We start from the raw sequence: 19,487 nt of genomic DNA, 5'->3' as shown, positions 1-19,487 counted from the left end.
GGGATATCTGGAGGCCCGGAGGGTATCTCACTAGAATAAAATAAAACGGAGCTTGAGCAGACGGATCGGCCCAAGCTCCGTTTTTCTTAGTACTAATCGCTTATTTCAGCGCCCATTCTCCCTTGCGCATGATTGGTTCCGATGTACCGTCCGGTAAAATGCCGTCAATGTCCATGTCCCCGCTGCCGACCATAAAATCGACATGGGTAATGCTGGAATTGAGGCCGTGTTCTTCTTTTTCTTCTTTTGTCATATCGGGCCCGTTTTCTATACAAAAAGCATAAGCACTGCCTATTGCTAAATGACTGGAAGCATTTTCATCAAACAAAGTGTTGTAAAATAGGTCGCCGGACTGGGAAATCGGAGAGCTGTGGGGAACAAGGGCAACTTCTCCCAAATAATGAGATCCTTCATCGGTTTCAATTAACGTTTTTAACGTTTCTTCCCCTTCTTCCGCTTCGTAGTCCGTAATTTTTCCATCCTTGAAATGAATCGTAAACCCATCAATGACATTTCCACTGTAATTGAGCGGTTTTGTATTCGTTACATGACCATTCACCCCGGTTTTATGCGGCACGGTAAATACTTCTTCTGTTGGCATATTCGCGATGAAATGAACACCGTTTTTGTTTGGGCTTCCGCCTCCAACCCATACGTGCTTCTCCGGTAGCGTAATCGACAAATCTGTTCCCGGTGCTTTGTACTGCAGTTCACTGTATCGTTTATCATTTAAAAAGGAGGCTTTTTCCCGCAGCATTTTATCATGTTCGTCCCATGCTGCCACTGGATCTTCTACATCGGCCCGAACCGCTTTAAAAATGGCGTCCCATAATTTACTTTCCGCCTCCCGGGGGTTCTCGTCCGGATATACTTTTTTGGCCCAGCCGGGGGAAGGAGTGGCGATGACAAGCCAGCTCACCATATCCGATTGAATATAAGAACGGAAGGTATCCATCGCTTCTCCAGCCGCTTTGTTGGCATCTGCAATCTTTTGGGAATCGACACCTTTTAAAAGGTCCGGATCTGTCGATTTCACGGTAATAAACGCAGCCCCGTTTTCTGCAAGCTCTTCCCGGCCTTTGGCCACCCAGCTCGGAAATTCCTGAAAGGCCTCCTGCGGTGCTTTATCATACTTGATCCGTGTTAATGTTTCATCAACCCAGTCTACATGAACGTTTTTTGCGCCGGCGTCATATGCTTTCCTGGCCAACGTCCGAACGAATTCTGCAGAAGTGATGGGGGCGGAAATAAATAAAGTCTGCCCCTTTTGAATATTTACTCCCTTTTTAACAGCCAGATCTGCATAATTATTGAATTTTTTTTCAAAACTGTCCATTATCATTCTCCTTGCCTTAATGTAATAACTGTCATCTTCTGTGAAACATTGTAACATATCTCCATTAGAAAGTCGGAAGAAAAGCAGTCGTGCCGGGAAAATCTGTGACTTATTATATACGAATGCACGAAAAAAAATCACCTTTCTTCCTTAGAAAAGGTGATTCTCCATTATGAAGACAATTTGATATCTTTATTGGTATAGGACGGGAGATTCAATTGCTCCCTTTCTTTAAAGTTGTGGACATTCGCAACAAAATTGGCCGGTATAGAATGAATTTTCGTGTTATACTTTTGGACCGTATTATTATAAATGGTAACAGACCTTTGGATTTTTTGATCCGCATCCTGAATATTTTTTTCCAAATACAAAAACTCTTCATCCTGCTGAAGTTCTGGATTATCTTCCTTTAAAGCAAATAATGTGTCCAGCGCTTTGCTTAACGAATCATTCGCCTTCAGCTGCTCTACTCGTGTTGTATCAGGCGAAGTGAGCTGGCTTCTCAATTCCACTACCCTTTCCAACGTCTGCTGTTCGTGCTTGGCATACTGCTGCACGGTATCAATTAACGGCGGGATTAAATCCATGCGCCGCTGCAATTGGACATCAATCTGAGCCCAGGCTTCTTCCACCCAGCTTAAAAATTTAATCAGTGCGTTATAGCCGACGATCCAGCAGACTAACGCAACAATAATAGCAATTCCAAGAATAAAGCTGAATATGGACATGGGCCGCCCTCCTTTGTCGGTAGTTTACCCAGTTTAAACGTGTATGTAACTGGTCCAGTATATAATATATTCTTCCTGTTAGTATACCATGCTTGGATTATATAAGTAAGCCGGACCGGTTTCTTTTTCCAACTTTGTCCTGCGTCCGAAACACTCTGCTTATACAGGATGCCTTATCATACCTCGAGATATTTCTGCATAGTTACTACAATTGACGGTTTACTCATACCCTTATTATAATGTTTACAAATCATAAGAAATCGCTTTCATTATATTATTTTAAAAGAGAGGGGCAGGAATATGGAAGAACCGGTATGGTTTCCTGACCGAGCTTTTATTCAAAAAACCAGGCTGTATCAGTGGATGAAAGAATTAGGTTTTGAAGATTACGATTCCTTTTGGCATCAAAGTATAGAAGATATCTCCTGGTTCTGGAGCGAAGCTGAAAAGAAACTTAGTATAGAATGGTTTCATCCTTATAAGCAAACGGTGGATATAACAAATGGAAAGGCTTGGCCCGAGTGGTATAGAGGGGGATTAATCAATACCGCCCACAATGCTGTTCATAAGTGGGCCTTACAGGAGAAAAATAAAGACAAAACAGCTTTACTGTGGGAGGGCGAGGATGGAAGCTGTCGAAGATTTTCTTTTTCCGAGCTGCGCCGGGAAGTAGATCAGGCGGCAGATGGATTAAAAAACAGCGGTATTTCTAAAGGAGATGTGATAACACTTTACATGCCGATGATCCCGGAAACTGTTATTGCTATGATGGCGGCCGCAAAAATTGGAGCTGTATTTTCGCCCGTATTTTCTGGCTACCGGGCGGAAGCGGTGGCGGCGAGACTAAAGGCATCTCAATCTAAAATGATTATTACAGCTGATGGTTATACAAGACGGGGCAAACAAGTGAACATGAAAGAAGAAGCGGATCAAGCCGCCAAAAAATCGAGCTCCACCACTTCTCTTATTATGGTTGAACATTTGCAGAGCCAGGTGAATTGGAACAGTCAAACAGATAAAACATGGAAGGAACTGACCGCTCCTTCTTTTCCTTCGGCTGATATGGAGGAAATGAAGAGCTCTGATCCGCTGATGTTAATCTACACGTCCGGTACGACAGGAAAACCAAAAGGAACGGTGCATACCCATTCCGGCTTTCCAGTAAAAGCAGCATTTGATGCCGGGATAGGGATGGATGTAAAAAACGAAGATCTTCTATTTTGGCAGACAGATATGGGATGGATGATGGGACCCTTTTTGGTTTATGGTGCGCTGTTAAATGGTGCCGCCCTTTTTATGTATGAAGGAACGCCTGATTATCCCGATCCTTCCCGTATATGGAAGATGATCGAAAAGAATAACATTACCCACGCAGGGATATCCCCAACGTTAATATGCGCTCTAATGAAATATGGAAATGAATATGTACCAGCCCGTCCCTTTTCTTCGCTTCGGATCATCGCATCGACGGGGGAACCATGGAATCCAGAACCTTGGAAATGGCTGTATGAAAGCGTAGGAAAGAAACAAGTACCGATTTTTAACTATTCTGGCGGTACAGAGATTTCCGGCGGCATTTTAGGCAATGTTCTTGTGAAACCAATCGGCCCTGCCACGTTTAATGCGGCTCTGCCGGGGATGGCGGCCAGGGTTTTTAATGAACAGGGGACTTCCGTAACAGACGAAGTGGGAGAACTGGTGATTACACAGCCCTGGGTTGGGATGACCAAAGGGTTTTGGAAAGAACCGAAACGATATGAAGAAACATTTTGGAACAGATGGGAGGACTGCTGGGTCCATGGAGACTGGGCCATCAAGGATAAACATGGATTTTGGAAAATAACCGGACGCTCGGATGATATTTTAAATATTGCCGGAAAAAGGATAGGACCGGCTGAATTTGAATCAGTTCTGGTGGCGCATCCTGAAGTGCAGGAAGCGGGCGTGATCGGAGTGCCGGACAGCTTGAAAGGAGAAGAGGCTGTTTGTTTTGTCGTATTATATCCGGAAAGAGACGGTAGAGTCGAGCTGAAAAAAAAATTGATACAATGGTGCGCTGACAAAATAGGAAAATCCTTTAGGCCGGCTTTTGTGCATTTTGTTTCTGCGCTTCCGAAAACGAGAAACGCTAAAGTAATGCGCCGGGCAATAAAAGCAGCCTATCTGCACAAAGAGGCCGGTGACTTATCTTCCTTAGAAAATCCAACATCCATAGAAGAAATTAAAACGCTCAGGACGGGAGATTAAGTGGATTACCTAAATTTACTATTTTTTAAAAAGCATAGTGTAAGAAATTCGATACAAACTATAGATACAACGAGGAGGTGAGACACATGGCCAACAATAACAGCTCTAATCAATTGGTAGTGCCAGGCGTACAACAAGCCCTGGATCAAATGAAATTTGAAATTGCACAGGAATTCGGGGTTCAGCTTAGTGCTGACGCTACTTCCCGTTCTAATGGTTCTGTTGGAGGGGAAATCACAAAGCGTCTTGTCCAAATGGCTGAACAGCAAATGGGCGGCCAAGGTCCGCAACAGTAATTTAATATGATGGCTGGAGGGGCTGTCTAAAGGTGACGCGCTGCGTCACCCGGACAGCCCCCTTATTGTGTTACCCCAAAAAAAAGCCTGGCGGAATACCAGGCCGCAAATATTATTGACGATGGGGAGGTTTCTCTTTCTTTAGTTTTCTTGCATTTTCTATTTGAGGAGTATCATAAACCTGACGCACGGTACCGCCTGCCAGCCCTTCATTAATCATGCGGTCTTCGTCCATTTCATAATTCTCGGTGTGTTCTTGATTTTTCATCATGCTCCCTCCCGGTTTTATGTTACCCTGTCCGTGTTTTGAACATGAGAGGCAGTTCATGGGAGATCAGGGACATTTACGAACGGGGATGATGGTCTTCAAGAACATGGTATAGAATAAGATCATGAATCTGATTTTCCAGCACGGCTTTATCAGATTTTTCCGGGCCGGTCCCGAGCCAGTCTATCGTTCCATCATTGTAATACCTGCCTCTAAAATACTTCCCTTGATAATAAAAGGAAAATCCCCATTCTTTTTTCCACCAATCGTTTCTTCTCGGCTCCCACTGAAAATGAGTTATCAATGTATCCGCCTCCTTTTCAGGTTTCCTGCATTGCTTGCTCTTGCTGAAACAACTTGATAAGGTAATAATGGTCGTAGGAGAATGAGTTGTCAATATAAAGGAGAATAAAAATGGGAGCTCTGATGTTAATAGCGGTAATGATAGGAATTGGAGCAATTATTGGTGGAGTCACCAATTCACTGGCTATAAAAATGCTGTTTCGCCCGTATAAGGCCGTCTATATTGGCAAATGGCGGCTGCCTTTTACACCTGGGCTCATCCCGAAACGACGGGGGGAGTTGGCCGAGCAGATGGGAAAGATGGTCGTTAACCATTTACTTACACCGGAACGCATTCTTGAAAAAATCCGGGAAAACGGATTCCGTGATAAAATGACGAGCTGGATGGCGGAGGAGATCACTTCGCTTCTGCAAAGTAATTCCAGTGTGATGGAGCTGGCAGGTCATATCAGTGATCAGCCGTTAGATCTGGACGAGCAGATGAAAACATGGATAAAAAAGAAAGCAGACGGGTTTTTAGATGAATATCACGATATTCCATTACAGCATGTACTGCCTTCCCGCCTTATTCAAAAAGGAGATGAGATGGTTCCTGTTCTGGCTGAGAAAATAACGGAAAAAGGAGCCGAATTTTTTAGAGGAACGGAAGGACAGCGCCAGCTGCACCTGCTTTTGGAAAAATTTCTGCAGGGAAAAGGGTCTATGCTGAATTTTTTAGGCTCCATGTTTGGAAACGATAAAATCATCGAAAAACTTCAGCCTGAAATTGTCCGGTTTTTCGAGGATCCTGCTTCGCAAACCTTTTTAAAAAATGTGCTGGTAGACGAATGGGAAAAAATAAAGAAAACACCAACAGGTTTTTATCGTTCTTCCCTGCCAACGGAGACATTGGCAGAGGAAGCGGCGGCATTTCTGAAAAGGGAAGTCGGCATATACCGTAATCTGCAGGCTCCACTGGCAGATTGGGCGCCTTTTTTTGAAAATACCCTGAAGGACCGCTGGGTTCCCGGCATGGTGAAAATAGGACAGTCCGTTTTAATCGACAGACTTCCCTATATATTTGAGCAGTTCAAACTGGATGACATTGTTCGCGGCCAGGTGGACACTTTTTCTGTGGACAGACTGGAAGCCCTCGTTCTTACGATATCCCGCCGGGAGTTTAAAATGATTACGTATCTGGGAGCGTTTCTAGGAGGAATCATTGGTTTACTTCAAGGGATCCTTGTCCTTCTTTTTTCTATTTAAAGAAAAGAATCAACAAGAATGGATGATTTATGACTTTCATTCATGTTATGCTCGGTGAAGATTGTAAAAAGGAGGACTATGTAATGTCCAGTGTATATGACAAAGCACGCGATTTGTCTCAGGAATTAAGAGACAGCGACGAATTTCAAAACTTGAAGAACCTTCACGAAGAAGTAGAGAATGATGAAGTTGCCAAACGAATGCTTGATAACTTCCGTTCCCTGCAGCTGGAGCTGCAGCAGAAGCAAATGCAGGGGGAACAACCTTCGGAAGAAGAAATTAACCAGGCTCAAAAGCAGTTTGAAATGGTTCAGCAGCATGAAGTGATTTCAAAGCTGATGGAAGTAGAACAGCAGATGAGCACGATCATACAGGATCTAAATAAAATTATTACAGAGCCATTAGAGGATCTATATGGTTCTCCGGAAGATCAGTACGACCAGCAGTAACAGCGTAGATAAGAAACCGGCGGGAGAGCAGAACTCCGCCGGTTTTTTCGGTTATAAGTTTTTACTGAGTTCCTAAATCCACACGATCCCTCTCCTGTTATGTGTGTTCTAAAGGCGGCCAGGCCCGCATAGGATAAAGGTAGATCAGGCCAGGTGCCAAGGAGGGACATAACGTGGGATATCGACTGCTTGCAATGAGTATTGACGGAGTGCTTTTGAAATCAAACGACAGGATGAGCCGGGAAACGAAAGAGGCAATTGATTTCGTCCGCAATAAAGGGGTATACTCCGTTCTTGTAACGAATCGGAGCTTCTCTGCAGCTAAAAAAGTTGCCAAGCATTTAAAAATGGAGCATGAAATGATTTGTCATGGCGGGGCCCTGTTGGCCGGTTTATCAGGAGCTTCGATTTTAGAAGCAAGAATGCCGGCTGAATTAGTATATGATGCTGCCGCATGTATGGAAAACTACCCCTGCCGGATTCAGCTGGAAAGTCAGGATTATGAATGGGAGAACAAACAACCGCCAACTAATAACATGCTCGGCAAAATACAGTTCAGCCTTGGCGAAGGTCTGTTTCAGCCAAAAACATATACGAACCAGATTTCTTCTGCGGTTGCTGAAAAACAGCTGACCGCGCTGCGGCTGTTCGGGGAGTTTGAAGAAACAAAGGACGCAGAGGACTGCCGATTGGAATTAATAAACGAAATACCTGGAATTATAATTGAGCAGCAGCAGAACCATTTAACGATAAAGAAAGAGGAAGCCACGAAAGAACATGCGTTGACCTGGCTGATGTCTGAGCTTGGTATACAACGAGAAGAACTCATATATATAGGATCTGGTACTGCTGATGCTCCGGCACTTGATTTGGCAGAGATCGGGGTTGCTATGGGACAGTCTCCGGAAGAAGTAAAACAGCATGCAGATTGGATAACCAGATCCAATGATCAAAACGGGCTGGCCTATATGGTAAAGGAAGTCTTTCGTAAACAAATGAGAGTGGAGATATAAAAAAGGCGGGGCTGTATCAAAAGGTACAGCTCCTTTCCTGTGATAAAGAAAATGTAACCGAAGCAAGCAGCAGCCGAAGCTCCCATCAAACGGTGTTTGGGCCCGCAGGAAGCGGGTCAGATCGGCGCCCGCCAGGACGTGCCGGATCTTCCCCCAATGATGCAGCTGAGGCCCTGCCCGCGGCAAGCGTCCACCTGCAGCGGATGCCTCAGCATGTAACGCACTTTTGATACAACTCAGAGGAAGGTGTGGTGATCTGATCCCGTGCTATGGATCTAATGACGGGGATTAAAAGTTTTTACTAAAGCGGTTGGACATTTATTCCGTTATTTCTTCGATTTTTCCCCTTTTGAAGAGGGAATGGGACATTTGTTCCGTTATTTCCCTGTTTTAGCATAAAAGAAGCGTCTGGGAGCCTTGATAGCGGAATAAATGTCCAAAAAAAGCATCCCAAGGTCCTTTTTTTGTCATTTAACGGAACAGATGTCCGCAAGGTGCTCCATCAAAACGAATAGGCTCAATGACTTAATAAAAAGCGAAGACCGTTCCGCAGCCTGTGGGTTCCCCAAGTTCTTATCGATGAAATAAAAGTAACTCTCCGTTTTTTGTCAGACGATGGGTACATCGGGAGCAGTTTTCTTCTTCCAGGCGTTGTCTGCCATACTGCACTGCTTTTTTTTCTTCCCCGCTTTCAAACATTTCGTTAAGCAGAAGGTTTCCATCTTCTGCATACGCGGTTAAATAAAACTGCATCGCTCTCCCTCCCTTACCATTATTTTAAGATGAAACAAAAACCTGGGCAAGGCCGTATATATTGTTTGTTCACCTATTTGTCGCTGGATGAATTCAGGCGGATTGTTTATGATGAAATAGGGGAGGTGGGAGTTTGGCAAAAAAGCAAGAGAAAAAGCCAATTCCGTCAGCTGTGGTTATGGTTATTATTAGTGCGGTCGCAGCTGCACTTCTATGGAAAGGCCTGCCCGATCAACCCGATTCTTCGCAGGAACAAAGCAGCTCCCCGTTTGATGACAAGGAAATTCCTGAGAACTATATCCCTATTTATAAAGAAGCAGAACAAGCCTACGGCGTTTCCTGGGAAGTCCTTGCAGCGGTGCATCGTGTGGAAACCATATTTTCCACGATGGACGAGCTTGAAAGCCCCGCAGGAGCTATCGGTCATACCCAATTCATGCCCTGCTCGTTTGTTGGATGGAGCTATGACGGCTGTGGCGGAAAAGGAGATGCGAACATATCCGAAGAGGATTTGACAGATACGGATGTGATCGAAGCCAATGGCGGATATGGAGTGGACGCCGATGGGAGCGGGGAAGCCGATCCATATAATATAGAGGACGCTGTTTTTTCAACAGCAAACTATCTGGCTGCTAATGGCGGAGCGGATGGAGAATTAAGGAAGGCCTTACACCAATATAATCAGGCCGATTGGTATGTGGAAGAGGTACTTTCCTATGCGGAAAAGTATGAGAAACATCATAACGCTGTAAAAACAACAGCAGAATAAAAAATCGGGAAAAGGAGGGTACGATATGCTGGAAATACTGTTTGATATCAATATTCTGGAGATGGTTCTGCTCGTCTCTGTCTTTTATATCGCAGGCTGGTCTGTGCTGGACGGCGGCATAACACCATGGTCGTCCAATCAGATGATCCATTCTCATTATATTATAGACCAACGCCGGCAAAGGGATCATGTTCCTGTTCTGTCTTTATTTTTATTTATCTTTATCTGCAGAAAAATTCCAGCATTAAAAGATCACCTCGATGATGACGAGTATTATTCTTTCATTCTTCTGCTCTAAAACAAACAAATATAAAGAGAGAGGAAGGAAGAAACATTGCTTCAAAAAAGAACAGTATTCATTATCATTGTGGCGTTATCTACTCTCCTTTCGGGATGCGGTATGAATCGTGACCCGATTACATCGGAAAGTGAAGGCATATGGAATCACTTTTTTGTCTACCCGTTTTCCTGGGTATTAACCAACCTGGCAGATTTGTTTCAGGGAAGTTATGGCATGGCTATTATTTTTATGACCTTTGTCATTCGTTTATGCTTGCTTCCGCTGTTTATGAAACAGCAGAAAAGTACGGTGGCGATGCGTGAATTACAGCCTGAAATGGAAAAGCTTAAGGAGAAATATGATACCAAGAATCAGCAGCAGGCCCAAAAGTTCCAGCAGGAAATGATGCAGCTGTATTCGAAAAATGGAGTAAACCCGGCTGCGGGATGCCTGCCTGTCCTTATACAAATGCCGATTCTAATGGCATTTTATTTTGCAATTGTCCGTACTGAGGAAATTGCCAACCACAGTTTTTTATGGCTTGATCTGGGACAGCCGGATCCTTTATTCATTTTACCGGTCGCTGCAGGAGCTGCTATGTTTTTACAGACAAAAATTACGATGAAGGATACTCCGCAGCAAATGAAAGTAATGATGTATTTAATGCCGGTCATGATCATTGCGGCAGGGGCGGCTCTTCCTTCTGCCCTTTCGTTATACTGGTTTACCGGAGGTATCTTTATGATCTTTCAATCCATGTATTTTTCCAAGTACCGTGCCCGCACGGAAACGGCTTCCGATCAATAGATTATTTACTGCACATGAGCCCGCCTGCCTGAATATGATATCCATGTAAAAGGAGGCGGATGGTTAAATGAATCCTATGCAGATGCACCAAATGTGTAAACAAAATATAGGGCGTTACGTAAGGGTGCAGACGAATAATAATGAACAAGTGGAAGGTTATATTGAAAATGTAGACGACAATAACGTGTATATGATGATCCCGGAAAACCATGATAATAACATGATGCAGGGTATGCAGGGCGGCCCGATGAACAATGTGCAGGGCATGCATCCACCCAACAACGTGCAGGGCATGCAGCATCCACCCAACAACGTGCAGGGCATGCAGTATCCACCCAACAATGTGCAGGGCATGCAGTATCCACCCAACAATGTGCAGGGCATGCAGTATCCACCTAACAATGTGCAGGGCATGCAAAGCCCGACAATGGATCAAACGATGCCTAAAGGGAAGCAGTGCGGCTGTCACTCGGGTCCGATGAACCGTCAGTTTTTCGGAGGCTACGGGGGATACGGCGGCTATGGAGGCTACGGCGGTTACGGCTATGGGCCGCGTCCAAGGTTCCGCCGTCTAATTCTACCGTTAACTGCTCTAGTCGCCCTTTCCACCTTATTTTAAAATATCGAGCCTGTGTGTGTACGCAGGCTCTTTTTTTAATTCGAAATATACGAGCGTATGTTCACGTTTTTCATGCTATAATAGAAGAAATAATAGCAGGAAAGGCAGTTTTGTTTATGGATCTGCGATTTATTCACGCAGCTGATCTTCATTTGGGTTCTCCCATTCCGGCCGGATCCGGAGCGGCCCCTTTCGTAAAAGAACAATTGGAAAACAGTATTTACCGGGCTGTAGAAAATATGATACATGATGCTGCATCATTTCAGGTTGACTTTCTCCTTATTGCCGGGGACTTATTCGATCAGGAAAACCGAAGCTTAAAACAGCAGCTCTTCTTAAAAAAGCAGTTTGAAACACTTCATAAGTACAGTATTCCGGTATATCTAATTTATGGAAATCACGATCCGGTTCATAGAAAATTCGCGCCGGTGGAATGGCCCGATAATGTACATATATTCCATACGACTCCGGAAGTTAAAGTTTTTACTAAAAATAACAAGGAAGCTGCGTACCTCTACGGCTGCAGTTACGAAGAGCGCGAACTTCGAAATGTTGCCAGAGAGTTTAAAAAAAAGGACGGCAGCGTATATCACATAGGGCTTCTTCATGGTCAGGAAAAACAAGGCCGGGACCACCCTTATGCGCCTTTTGAGAGAAGAGAACTGGAAGAGAAACAATTTGATTACTGGGCATTGGGACATATTCACGCCAGACAATACATTTCGGATCGTATATCCTATCCGGGAAATATACAAGGAAGGCACCGAAAGGAAACGGGGGAGAAAGGGTATTCCCTGGTCGAAATCAAGGGGGGAGAGCTGCAGGTGACATTTCGGGCGGCAGCGGATGTCCTATTTTACACCTTGGAACTGCCGATTGAAGATTGTTTAACATTTAACAATCTTACCAACGCTCTGTTACAACAGATATCCATATTACAGTCCCAGACTTCGGGAGGCCTGATGCTGGATGTAACGCTGACCGGTAAAGGCGATTTAAGCGACTTTCTCCATGATGACAGCGAAAAAGAGATGTGGAAAGAAACCGTAAATGAGATGGGAGCCGCAGAACGCCCTTTTTTCTATGTTTACCGTATGGAAAACCATACGGTCTCCGAAGAACTTCCAAATCATGCAGAGGAAGAACATTTTCTCAGCGATATGCTGAAAGCTGCAGAAAAGCTGAAACACGAGCCTGGAAAAGTGGAAAAAGAATGGCAGGATTTGTATCATCATCCTTCAGCCGGAAAGTATCTTTCGTCCGTAACGGAAGAAAATGCGGATTCTATGATACAGGAAGCAGAACGGATGCTTTGGCAGATGTGGGGAAAGGAGAAAGCCAATGAAGATTGAAGGTCTTCACATGTACGGGTTTGGAAAATTTTATGATAAAACAATATCGTTGGGTTCCCCCTTTCATGTGATTCGTGGTGAAAATGAAGCGGGCAAATCAACCATTCGTTCTTTTATCCAGATGGTTCTCTTTGGTTTCCCGACTAAAAAAGAAAAAGCCCTTCGCTATGAACCAAAACAAGGGGGGCGTCATGGCGGAAATGTGAGTGTGCAGCTGGAAAATGGAACAAGAGCAGTCATAGAAAGGACGGCAGGGAAAAAAGCAGCGGGAGAAGTGACAGTATATACAGAGAATGGGGAACGATACGGAGAGGAGTGGCTTCACGCAGTTCTTGGCAATATAGATCGTGGTATGTTTAAAGGCATTTTCTGTTTTGGGCTGGAAGGTCTAAGTGAAATTCAACGATTAAAAGGAGAAGAATTAAACCAATATATTTATGAGGCGGGAATGACCGGTACGAAATATGCAGCGCAGATTGAAAAAAAGCTGAATGGACAAATGGAGGTTTTGTATAAGGCAAAAGGGCAGAAGCCTGCTATTAATAAAAAGCTGAAGGAACTGCAGCAGCAGCGAATTCATCTGAGAGAGTGGGAGGCCCAATTTGAAAGGTATGACCGCCTCATACAGGAAATGCAGGAAACGGCCGGGAACCTGGAAGAAGTGAAAAAGAAGAAACAGAACCTTTACATAGATAAAGAATACCAGCAAAGAAAACAAACGATGGAACGCTTCTACCAGGAAAAAGAGAATATTGAGCACCGTCTGCAGGCATTGGCCCCGTATGAAGATATTTCATTGGAGTGGGAACAGGAATTTAAAGACTGGGATGAAAAATATAAAGAAGCCAAACAGCAGGAGGAAGAAAGGGAGATTACGTTAAAGCAGATGGAGAATAAGCATAAAGGGGCTGCGAATACGTGGTTTTTATTGAGTAATAAAGACAGGTTTTATTCCCTGAAGGAAAAACTTCCGTTGTATAAAAAATATCTGGAAGACTACGAGAGTCTTCGTTTTCAATTAGCTCAAAAAAAGCACAGTCTCAAGGAAAAACAGGAACGTTTGGGGGAAAGTTATGAAAAAGAGCTTTCGCTCTGCGTGACGTCGCTCGCTGCGGAAGAAGAGCTGTATCAATTAACGGCAAAAGCAAAGAGAATGCAGGAAAGAATCCGCCTTCTTGAGGAGCAGTGCCAGCAGCAGAGAGATAAAGTCTCCCACCTCCAGAATGAGCTGGAGCGTATGATGGAAAAACAACGAGCAGAAGAAAAACGAATACAAAAGGAAGAATCGGAAAGCGAAAGGAATAAAAATCAACGAAAGTCTTGGAACCAACCTGTTTTTATGCTGCAATTATCTGCGATCATATTTATGACGCTTGGTATCTGGGAAAGCACAACCGGTCACTGGCTGATAGGATTGATTATGTTCGGAGCTGGTGTTTCTGCTGGCATTCTGTGGTACCTGCAAAATCAGCAGAAAAAGCGTTATACGGGGAACATGGGTGCATCAAACTCCCGTAGCACGGCTGACCTGGACACTCTTCAGCGTCTAGATGCTTCCATTCGTGAAGTAGAATGGCAGCTGGAAAGAGAAACAAATATGTATGAATCATTAGAAAGAAAAGAAGAGCAAGAATCAGAAAATTGGAAAATGCTGCTTTCTGATTTTGAACAATGGGCAGAGACCTGCCATTTCCCTTCGATTCCTTCCCTTCTCACGGCAGAGACATTTTTTGCGTCTGTGAAGGAATGGAAAGAACTGCAAAATAACATCCTTCATTTGAAAAAGGAGAAGGAAGCAGCAGCCATGGGTGCACATACGATCAAGCAGGAGACAAAACAGCTCGGCGGACAGCTGGGAGTGACAGGGGAGGACCCTGCTGCTGTTATCCCTATGCTGGGGGAAATGATGGAAAAAGAAGAAAAACAGAACTCGGAGTGGAACCAGGAAGCTGAAATCTGGATCGCGGCAAGAGACCAAAAAACGTATTTTACGAAAATCAAAGAACAGGCTGAAGAGATAATAGCTCAATTATTAAAAAAGACAGAGACGGATACTGCTATATCGTTCTACCGTGCTATAGCTCAAAAGAAAGAATACATCGAGTGGGGAAAAAAATATGAATGGCTCATGAATCAGCTTCAGTCTCACTTATATCCAGGCGAAAGCATTAATGCCTGGATGGAGGAAGTGAGAAAAGAAGGCCCATCCCCGTCGCAGGAAATGGCAAAAATAGAAGAAGCACTGCATCAGGCTGTATCCGAAGAAGAGGACCTTCAGAACAAACTGGCTGAATTAAAACAGGAACAGAGGCATATAGAAGAAGGCGGCACCTATGAACAAGACCTGCAGCAATACGAAGAAATGAAACAGGATTTACAGCAGGACGCCCATAGGTGGATGGTGCTTAAAGCGGCGTCTGCTATTCTAAGGGAAGCGAAATCTGTATATGAGAAAGAAAGACAGCCCGATGTCATACAGACAGCTTCCCGCCATTTCTCTTATATTACACAGGGTCATTATTCACGGTTATTTGCGCCGCTGGGAAAAGAAACATTCATTGTAGAAGACCAGTTTGGAATATGGTTTTCGCCGGAAGAGTTAAGCCGTGGGACGGCGGAACAGCTGTATTTATCTTTAAGACTGGCCCTGGCGGATAATTACAGCCATAGTGAGCCTTTTCCGTTCATTCTGGATGATCCGTTTGTCAATTTTGATGCAGAGAGACAGAACCTGGCGTTTGATTTAGTAGAACGGGCCAGTGCAAATCGGCAGATCTTATACTTCACCTGCGGCAATCTTCCAAAGGCAGTGGTACACAGCAGTACTTTCAGTGAACTGGAAGCGGAAATGTAGAAAGAAGTGTGGAACTTTCGGAAGAACCCTGCTACGATGGTGGGGAATGATATAGGTCCCTTGAATCGGGGGCCTTCCAACTGATCGTAAATATGGGAGTGCCATGAAATTCAGATTCAGAAAGGATCCGAAACGATGAATACTTATAAAGTTTACCTGGTGGAAGACGAAGCAAATTTATCAGAAGTGTTAAAAGCATATATGGAAAAAGAGGGATGGGAGGTTACAGTATTTGATAATGGAGGGGACGCATTAGAAGCCGTCAAAGCGCCACCGCATTTATGGGTGCTCGATATTATGCTTCCCGGTACGGACGGTTATCAAATTTTAAAAGGGATCCGGGAGGAAGAAGGCGATGTACCGGTCATATTCATCTCTGCCAGAGATCAGGACCTCGACCGGGTTCTTGGTCTCGAAATGGGCAGTGATGATTATCTGGCGAAACCTTTTCTGCCCCAGGAACTGCTTATACGTGCGAAAAAACTGCTTTCAAGAGTTTATGGGGAACAAGCCCAGGAGCAAAAGAAAGTGGAGTTGAATGATTATCACATTGATCCCGAAGCACGAATTGTGACAGATCAACAAAATGAAGGCAGCCATGTGGAGCTTACAACTAAGGAGATGGACTTGATTCTGCTTCTGACCGAAGATATTGGGAAAGCCCTTTCCCGTGAAGCAATCATTGAAAATGTCTGGGGTGAAAACTATTTCGGTTCCGAAAGGGCTGTTGACGATGTTGTACGTCGTGTCCGTAAAAAAATGCCCCGTATACATCTGGAAACGCTGTATGGTTTCGGATACCGTATTTTATCGTCATGATGAAGGTTAATTTAACGCAGCGAATATGGTTTTCATTCATAGCACTGGTGGTCCTTGTTGGTTTAACTATTATCATCATTTATCCTATTTCCATAAAAGGAACCCTGACAGATGAGACCTACCGAATTATAGAACAGGAGCAGGCACGTATGGCCAACCCGTTCAGTGAACATTTTTCCCTGCCGCAATCGGAAATGGATTTCATTGAAAGGCGGGAAGCAGAGCGCTCCGTCGGGCACGTATTTTTATTGGACGGGGAGCAGCGGGGCGAACCTGTCCCTCCGGATAATGTATTAAAAGAAATGGTCACCAATGCCGGGAATCAGGAAAGGGAAAGGGAGCGGTACGAGCTTACCTACAATGAAGCTACCCTGTTTTATGTAATTACCCGGATTGAATCGGATGGGGAGGAAGCATATCAAATATCATTTATGTGGGATACGTATCGCGATCTCATGGTAAACCGGTTATGGGAAAGACTGATTTATCTGCTGCTGATTACCAGCGTGCTGAGTCTTCTTCCGGCGATCTGGCTCAAGCGTTACCTCCGGCATCCATTCCGGGTGCTGGGAGACCATTTTGAACAAATTGCCAAGCGAAATTGGAAAGAGCCTTTCCGCTGGGAAGGGGACGAAGATTTTCAAAAGCTTTCCGACCAATTTGAAAAAATGCGTCAAAATCTGATTCGCTATGACCGTTCTCAAAAAACATTTATTCAGCATGCCTCCCACGAGCTGAAAACGCCTATTATGGTGGTTAAAACGTATGCGCAATCTGTCAAAGACGGTATCCTTCCAAAGGATGACCTGGAACAGACGATGAATGTGATTATTGATGAAACGGATCGTATGGATAAACGAGTGAAAGACATGCTTTACTTCACGAAGCTGGATACAATGCAGAAGGATACCATTAATCTGGAAGAGATCATGTTTGGTTCGCTCGCTTTTCAAATTGAAGAACGCTTCCGTATGCAGCGGGAGGATATCACCTTTGTTATTCAGGGAGCAGATGTGAAGCTGAAAGCAGACCCTGAACATCTCCAGGTGCTGCTTGAAAATCTGGTGGAAAATGCAATGAGATATGCCATTGATACCGTGTGGATGATGGCGGAACCTACTGCGGAAAATGAAGTCCTGATCCGAGTGAAAAATAATGGCGATCCAATTAGTGAAGAGGATCTGCCGTCCTTGTTTGCTCCATTCCGTAAAGGCAATAAAGGTCAGTTTGGGCTGGGACTGGCCATTGTAAAACGGATTGCAGAGCTTCACCATGGTGATGCTCAGATTGTCAATCTGGAAGACGGGGTGGAATTTCAGATTACGCTGCCTAAATCATGACATATTCACTAAAAGGATGCATAAGCATAGAAATAAAACAGGACAAGATAGGAGGTCCCTATGGATAACCGACCAAAGAAGGTATTAATTAGTCTCATTGTTTTGTTTTTTGTGCTTGTCATGCTGCAGCGTTTTTTTGAAGCGGGAGCCCCGCAGGTACCTTCCTGGGTTTTATTAAGCGGTATGGGTATTGTATTCAGCGGGTATATGTGGTGGAAAACGAGCCGGGTAGAAAAAGAAGAAGACGAACGATGGATTGAGCAGGAGGGAAGAGTGTTTATCAGGAGAATGGAAGAAGAACGCGAAAAAAAGCGCGCTTCCTCCTAAACTAAACAAAAATTATTTTCTCTTGAAAAACGAGGCCGAGACAGAAGGATAGGAGCTGGCCGAAAACCCGAACAAAATAATGACGATGGGATCGCTGCACCCGGTCACTGGGCTTTCCATAGGGACGGCTACAGCTCCCTTGGTAAAGAAGATCGCATTACCAAGGGAATCTTCCGTTCGTCTTCGTCCCATAGGAGTCTCCGTGGCCGGCCTCGGCTGAATAGAGAGGGAGGTTGGGCCAAACGAAAGAAAATTGGTAAAACGGACATCTTAGGGTTTATATAACAAGAACGTCCATTCAGCGGAGTCAAAATAGGTCGACTCCTGCGGGAAAAGCACGAGTCTCGAGACCCCGCAGGAAGAGATTTTTTCCCGAGGGCCCGCAGGATGCGGGTCAGATCGGCGTCGGCACAGGATGTGCCGTCCTTAGCCGATCCTCCTTTATTCGAGCCGTGCCCGCGGAAAGCGACCTATTTTGACGCAGCGATAGAACAATACGCAAAAATCCGAACGATTTATGGAAAAAATTGTTCGGGTTTTTTGTTCCTTGATAATGTTTTGTTCCGGCCTTGTTTGTTTGTGGATTGCCCAGAATCAAGAACAAAGACGGAGTGTAAAAAAAGGAAAATAATAGTAGAATTGAAATTGTAATATTCAGAAAAGGAGGGGCTTTTGTGAATAAACAGGTTCGATTAATTCCTTATCGTGTGGAAGAGGTCCTGCATGAATCGGAAGAAAAAACGCCGCTGGGTATTGAAATGGTACAAGCTCCGGAGCTTTGGAACGAAGGGTATAAAGGGAAAGGAAACATTGTGGCCGTGATAGACACCGGCTGCCAGACAGACCACCCTGATTTAAAAGACAGAATTATCGGAGGAAAAAATTTTACGGATGACTACAATAGTGATAGGGAAAATTTCACAGACAACCAGGGGCATGGAACTCATGTGGCAGGGACGATTGGTGCCGCATTGGACGATGCAGGTGTCGTTGGCGTGGCTCCGGAAGTGAAGCTGCTCATTTTAAAGGCTCTATCCGGTGAGGGCTATGGTTCCTACCAGGGAATTATCGAGTCCATACATTATGCGGTAGACTGGCGGGGGGATAACGGAGAAAGGGTTCGGGTCATTTCTATGTCTCTCGGAGGACCTAATGACATTCCTGAAATGCATGATGCTATCAAACGGGCAGTGGAACACAACATTTTAGTAGTTTGTGCTGCCGGTAATGAAGGAGATGAAGATGAAGATACCGAAGAAATTGCTTACCCGGGCTATTACAAGGAAGTCATGCAGGTAGGAGCTGTTGATTTTGATCGTAACCTGGCCGAATTTACAAATTTTAACGATGAAATTGATTTGGTGGCTCCCGGTGTTAATATCCTCTCCACGTATCCGGATAATAAATTTGCCCGATTGTCAGGCACCTCGATGGCTGCTCCGCATATTTCCGGTGCCGCAGCTTTAATTATTAATCAATGTGAAGATGATTTTGACAGGGAATTAACGGAATCACAAATTTATTCCCAAGTTATTAAAAGAACGGAGCCTCTTGGCAACAGCCGGAGTATGGAAGGAAACGGCCTGCTTGTTCTTACCAACTATACGTCAAGCGCTGAAGATAGGAAAAGACGTCTGGAAAAAACTCGGTAGAAAAATAGTCTCTGTGGAATAAACCAAAAT

At 44.5% G+C, this 19,487-nt stretch carries 20 protein-coding genes; 15 read left to right on the top strand and 5 right to left on the bottom strand.

Annotation, left to right across the window (positions count from 1 at the left end; all coding sequences use genetic code 11):
- Positions 1-100: 100 nt before the first annotated feature.
- Positions 101-1,336, bottom strand: coding sequence for an aminopeptidase (locus G475_RS0105770; RefSeq protein ID WP_026700473.1), 1,236 nt, complete (start codon positions 1,334-1,336; stop codon positions 101-103).
- A gap of 170 nt (positions 1,337-1,506) precedes the next feature.
- On the bottom strand, positions 1,507-2,064 hold the full coding sequence (locus G475_RS24355) for a LemA family protein (protein WP_035710306.1): 558 nt from the start codon (positions 2,062-2,064) through the stop codon (positions 1,507-1,509).
- 300 nt (positions 2,065-2,364) lie between these two features.
- Here G475_RS24355 and G475_RS0105760 point away from each other — a divergent pair, with 300 nt between their 5' ends.
- A complete protein-coding gene (locus tag G475_RS0105760) occupies positions 2,365-4,311 on the top strand; it encodes an AMP-binding protein (protein ID WP_026700472.1) in 1,947 nt (648 codons plus the stop codon).
- A gap of 86 nt (positions 4,312-4,397) precedes the next feature.
- Positions 4,398-4,607, top strand: coding sequence for an alpha/beta-type small acid-soluble spore protein (locus G475_RS0105755; protein WP_026700471.1), 210 nt, complete (start codon positions 4,398-4,400; stop codon positions 4,605-4,607).
- Between the two features lie 112 nt (positions 4,608-4,719).
- On the opposite strand, the gene G475_RS27525 is transcribed toward G475_RS0105755, so the two are convergent.
- Together G475_RS27525 and G475_RS0105745 are read right to left on the bottom strand one after the other, a co-directional pair.
- Positions 4,720-4,875 carry a hypothetical protein gene (locus G475_RS27525; RefSeq protein WP_169728508.1) on the bottom strand — a complete coding sequence of 52 codons (156 nt, stop codon included), beginning with the start codon at positions 4,873-4,875 and terminating at the stop codon, positions 4,720-4,722.
- Positions 4,876-4,951: 76 nt separating this feature from the next.
- Positions 4,952-5,179, bottom strand: coding sequence for a DUF5342 family protein (locus G475_RS0105745; RefSeq protein ID WP_026700470.1), 228 nt, complete (start codon positions 5,177-5,179; stop codon positions 4,952-4,954).
- A gap of 110 nt (positions 5,180-5,289) precedes the next feature.
- Between G475_RS0105745 and G475_RS0105740 the strand changes: the two genes are divergently transcribed.
- From G475_RS0105740 to G475_RS0105730, 3 genes are all read left to right on the top strand, one after another.
- On the top strand, positions 5,290-6,423 hold the full coding sequence (locus tag G475_RS0105740) for a DUF445 domain-containing protein (RefSeq protein ID WP_026700469.1): 1,134 nt from the start codon (positions 5,290-5,292) through the stop codon (positions 6,421-6,423).
- An 83-nt stretch (positions 6,424-6,506) separates the two neighbouring features.
- Positions 6,507-6,872 carry a YlbF family regulator gene (locus G475_RS0105735; protein WP_026700468.1) on the top strand — a complete coding sequence of 122 codons (366 nt, stop codon included), beginning with the start codon at positions 6,507-6,509 and terminating at the stop codon, positions 6,870-6,872.
- Positions 6,873-7,045: 173 nt separating this feature from the next.
- Positions 7,046-7,885 (top strand): HAD-IIB family hydrolase, encoded by an 840-nt coding sequence (locus tag G475_RS0105730; protein ID WP_026700467.1) that lies wholly within the window; start codon positions 7,046-7,048, stop codon positions 7,883-7,885.
- Positions 7,886-8,458: 573 nt separating this feature from the next.
- Here G475_RS0105730 and G475_RS0105725 read toward each other — a convergent pair.
- The gene (locus G475_RS0105725; RefSeq protein ID WP_026700466.1) at positions 8,459-8,638 is read right to left on the bottom strand and encodes a YhzD family protein; all 180 of its coding nucleotides are present in this window, start codon (positions 8,636-8,638) and stop codon (positions 8,459-8,461) included.
- A gap of 133 nt (positions 8,639-8,771) precedes the next feature.
- Between G475_RS0105725 and G475_RS0105720 the strand changes: the two genes are divergently transcribed.
- The 10 genes from G475_RS0105720 (at position 8,772) to G475_RS24350 (ending at position 19,457) form a co-directional block, all read left to right on the top strand.
- Positions 8,772-9,407, top strand: a complete 636-nt coding sequence (locus G475_RS0105720) for a lytic transglycosylase domain-containing protein (RefSeq protein WP_026700465.1) — start codon at positions 8,772-8,774, stop codon at positions 9,405-9,407.
- A 25-nt stretch (positions 9,408-9,432) separates the two neighbouring features.
- Positions 9,433-9,705, top strand: coding sequence for a hypothetical protein (locus G475_RS0105715; protein WP_026700464.1), 273 nt, complete (start codon positions 9,433-9,435; stop codon positions 9,703-9,705).
- 36 nt (positions 9,706-9,741) lie between these two features.
- Positions 9,742-10,494, top strand: a complete 753-nt coding sequence (gene yidC / locus G475_RS0105710; protein WP_051302214.1) for a membrane protein insertase YidC — start codon at positions 9,742-9,744, stop codon at positions 10,492-10,494.
- Between the two features lie 67 nt (positions 10,495-10,561).
- Positions 10,562-11,113: a polyadenylate binding domain-containing protein gene (locus tag G475_RS0105705; protein ID WP_026700462.1), complete on the top strand. Its 552-nt coding sequence runs from the start codon at positions 10,562-10,564 to the stop codon at positions 11,111-11,113.
- Positions 11,114-11,229: 116 nt separating this feature from the next.
- A complete protein-coding gene (locus tag G475_RS0105700; protein WP_156911631.1) occupies positions 11,230-12,465 on the top strand; it encodes a metallophosphoesterase family protein in 1,236 nt (411 codons plus the stop codon).
- Positions 12,455-15,319 carry an ATP-binding protein gene (locus G475_RS0105695; protein ID WP_026700460.1) on the top strand — a complete coding sequence of 955 codons (2,865 nt, stop codon included), beginning with the start codon at positions 12,455-12,457 and terminating at the stop codon, positions 15,317-15,319. The genes G475_RS0105700 and G475_RS0105695 overlap by 11 nt, the downstream gene beginning before the upstream one ends.
- A gap of 135 nt (positions 15,320-15,454) precedes the next feature.
- The gene (locus G475_RS0105690; RefSeq protein WP_026700459.1) at positions 15,455-16,138 is read left to right on the top strand and encodes a response regulator transcription factor; all 684 of its coding nucleotides are present in this window, start codon (positions 15,455-15,457) and stop codon (positions 16,136-16,138) included.
- The gene (locus G475_RS0105685) at positions 16,135-17,478 is read left to right on the top strand and encodes a sensor histidine kinase (protein ID WP_026700458.1); all 1,344 of its coding nucleotides are present in this window, start codon (positions 16,135-16,137) and stop codon (positions 17,476-17,478) included. The genes G475_RS0105690 and G475_RS0105685 overlap by 4 nt, the downstream gene beginning before the upstream one ends.
- Positions 17,479-17,538: 60 nt before the next feature.
- Positions 17,539-17,805, top strand: a complete 267-nt coding sequence (locus tag G475_RS0105680; RefSeq protein ID WP_233275728.1) for a sporulation YhaL family protein — start codon at positions 17,539-17,541, stop codon at positions 17,803-17,805.
- 674 nt (positions 17,806-18,479) lie between these two features.
- Entirely contained in the window at positions 18,480-19,457 is a 978-nt protein-coding gene (locus tag G475_RS24350) for a S8 family peptidase (protein ID WP_051302213.1), read from the top strand.
- The last annotated feature ends 30 nt before the right edge of the window (positions 19,458-19,487 follow it).

The organism is Salibacterium aidingense DSM 18341, assembly GCF_000429685.1.
GTDB lineage: Bacteria > Bacillota > Bacilli > Bacillales > Marinococcaceae > Salibacterium > Salibacterium aidingense.
The sequence above is the reverse complement of the archived record's forward strand: the minus strand, read 5'-3'. Positions and strand labels throughout refer to the sequence as shown.

What these genes read in the sequence shown, in the direction of transcription:
- G475_RS24355 (WP_035710306.1), bottom strand. Translation starts at nt 2,064, where the DNA reads ATGTCCATATTCAGCTTTATTCTTGGAATTGCTATTATTGTTGCGTTA.
- G475_RS0105690 (WP_026700459.1), top strand. Translation starts at nt 15,455, where the DNA reads ATGAATACTTATAAAGTTTACCTGGTGGAAGACGAAGCAAATTTATCA.
- G475_RS0105760 (WP_026700472.1), top strand. Translation starts at nt 2,365, where the DNA reads ATGGAAGAACCGGTATGGTTTCCTGACCGAGCTTTTATTCAAAAAACC.
- G475_RS0105700 (WP_156911631.1), top strand. Translation starts at nt 11,230, where the DNA reads ATGGATCTGCGATTTATTCACGCAGCTGATCTTCATTTGGGTTCTCCC.
- G475_RS0105725 (WP_026700466.1), bottom strand. Translation starts at nt 8,638, where the DNA reads ATGCAGTTTTATTTAACCGCGTATGCAGAAGATGGAAACCTTCTGCTT.
- G475_RS0105680 (WP_233275728.1), top strand. Translation starts at nt 17,539, where the DNA reads ATGGATAACCGACCAAAGAAGGTATTAATTAGTCTCATTGTTTTGTTT.
- G475_RS27525 (WP_169728508.1), bottom strand. Translation starts at nt 4,875, where the DNA reads ATGAAAAATCAAGAACACACCGAGAATTATGAAATGGACGAAGACCGC.
- G475_RS0105705 (WP_026700462.1), top strand. Translation starts at nt 10,562, where the DNA reads ATGAATCCTATGCAGATGCACCAAATGTGTAAACAAAATATAGGGCGT.
- G475_RS0105715 (WP_026700464.1), top strand. Translation starts at nt 9,433, where the DNA reads ATGCTGGAAATACTGTTTGATATCAATATTCTGGAGATGGTTCTGCTC.
- G475_RS0105770 (WP_026700473.1), bottom strand. Translation starts at nt 1,336, where the DNA reads ATGGACAGTTTTGAAAAAAAATTCAATAATTATGCAGATCTGGCTGTT.
- G475_RS0105740 (WP_026700469.1), top strand. Translation starts at nt 5,290, where the DNA reads ATGGGAGCTCTGATGTTAATAGCGGTAATGATAGGAATTGGAGCAATT.
- G475_RS0105695 (WP_026700460.1), top strand. Translation starts at nt 12,455, where the DNA reads ATGAAGATTGAAGGTCTTCACATGTACGGGTTTGGAAAATTTTATGAT.
- G475_RS0105755 (WP_026700471.1), top strand. Translation starts at nt 4,398, where the DNA reads ATGGCCAACAATAACAGCTCTAATCAATTGGTAGTGCCAGGCGTACAA.
- G475_RS0105685 (WP_026700458.1), top strand. Translation starts at nt 16,135, where the DNA reads ATGATGAAGGTTAATTTAACGCAGCGAATATGGTTTTCATTCATAGCA.
- G475_RS0105735 (WP_026700468.1), top strand. Translation starts at nt 6,507, where the DNA reads ATGTCCAGTGTATATGACAAAGCACGCGATTTGTCTCAGGAATTAAGA.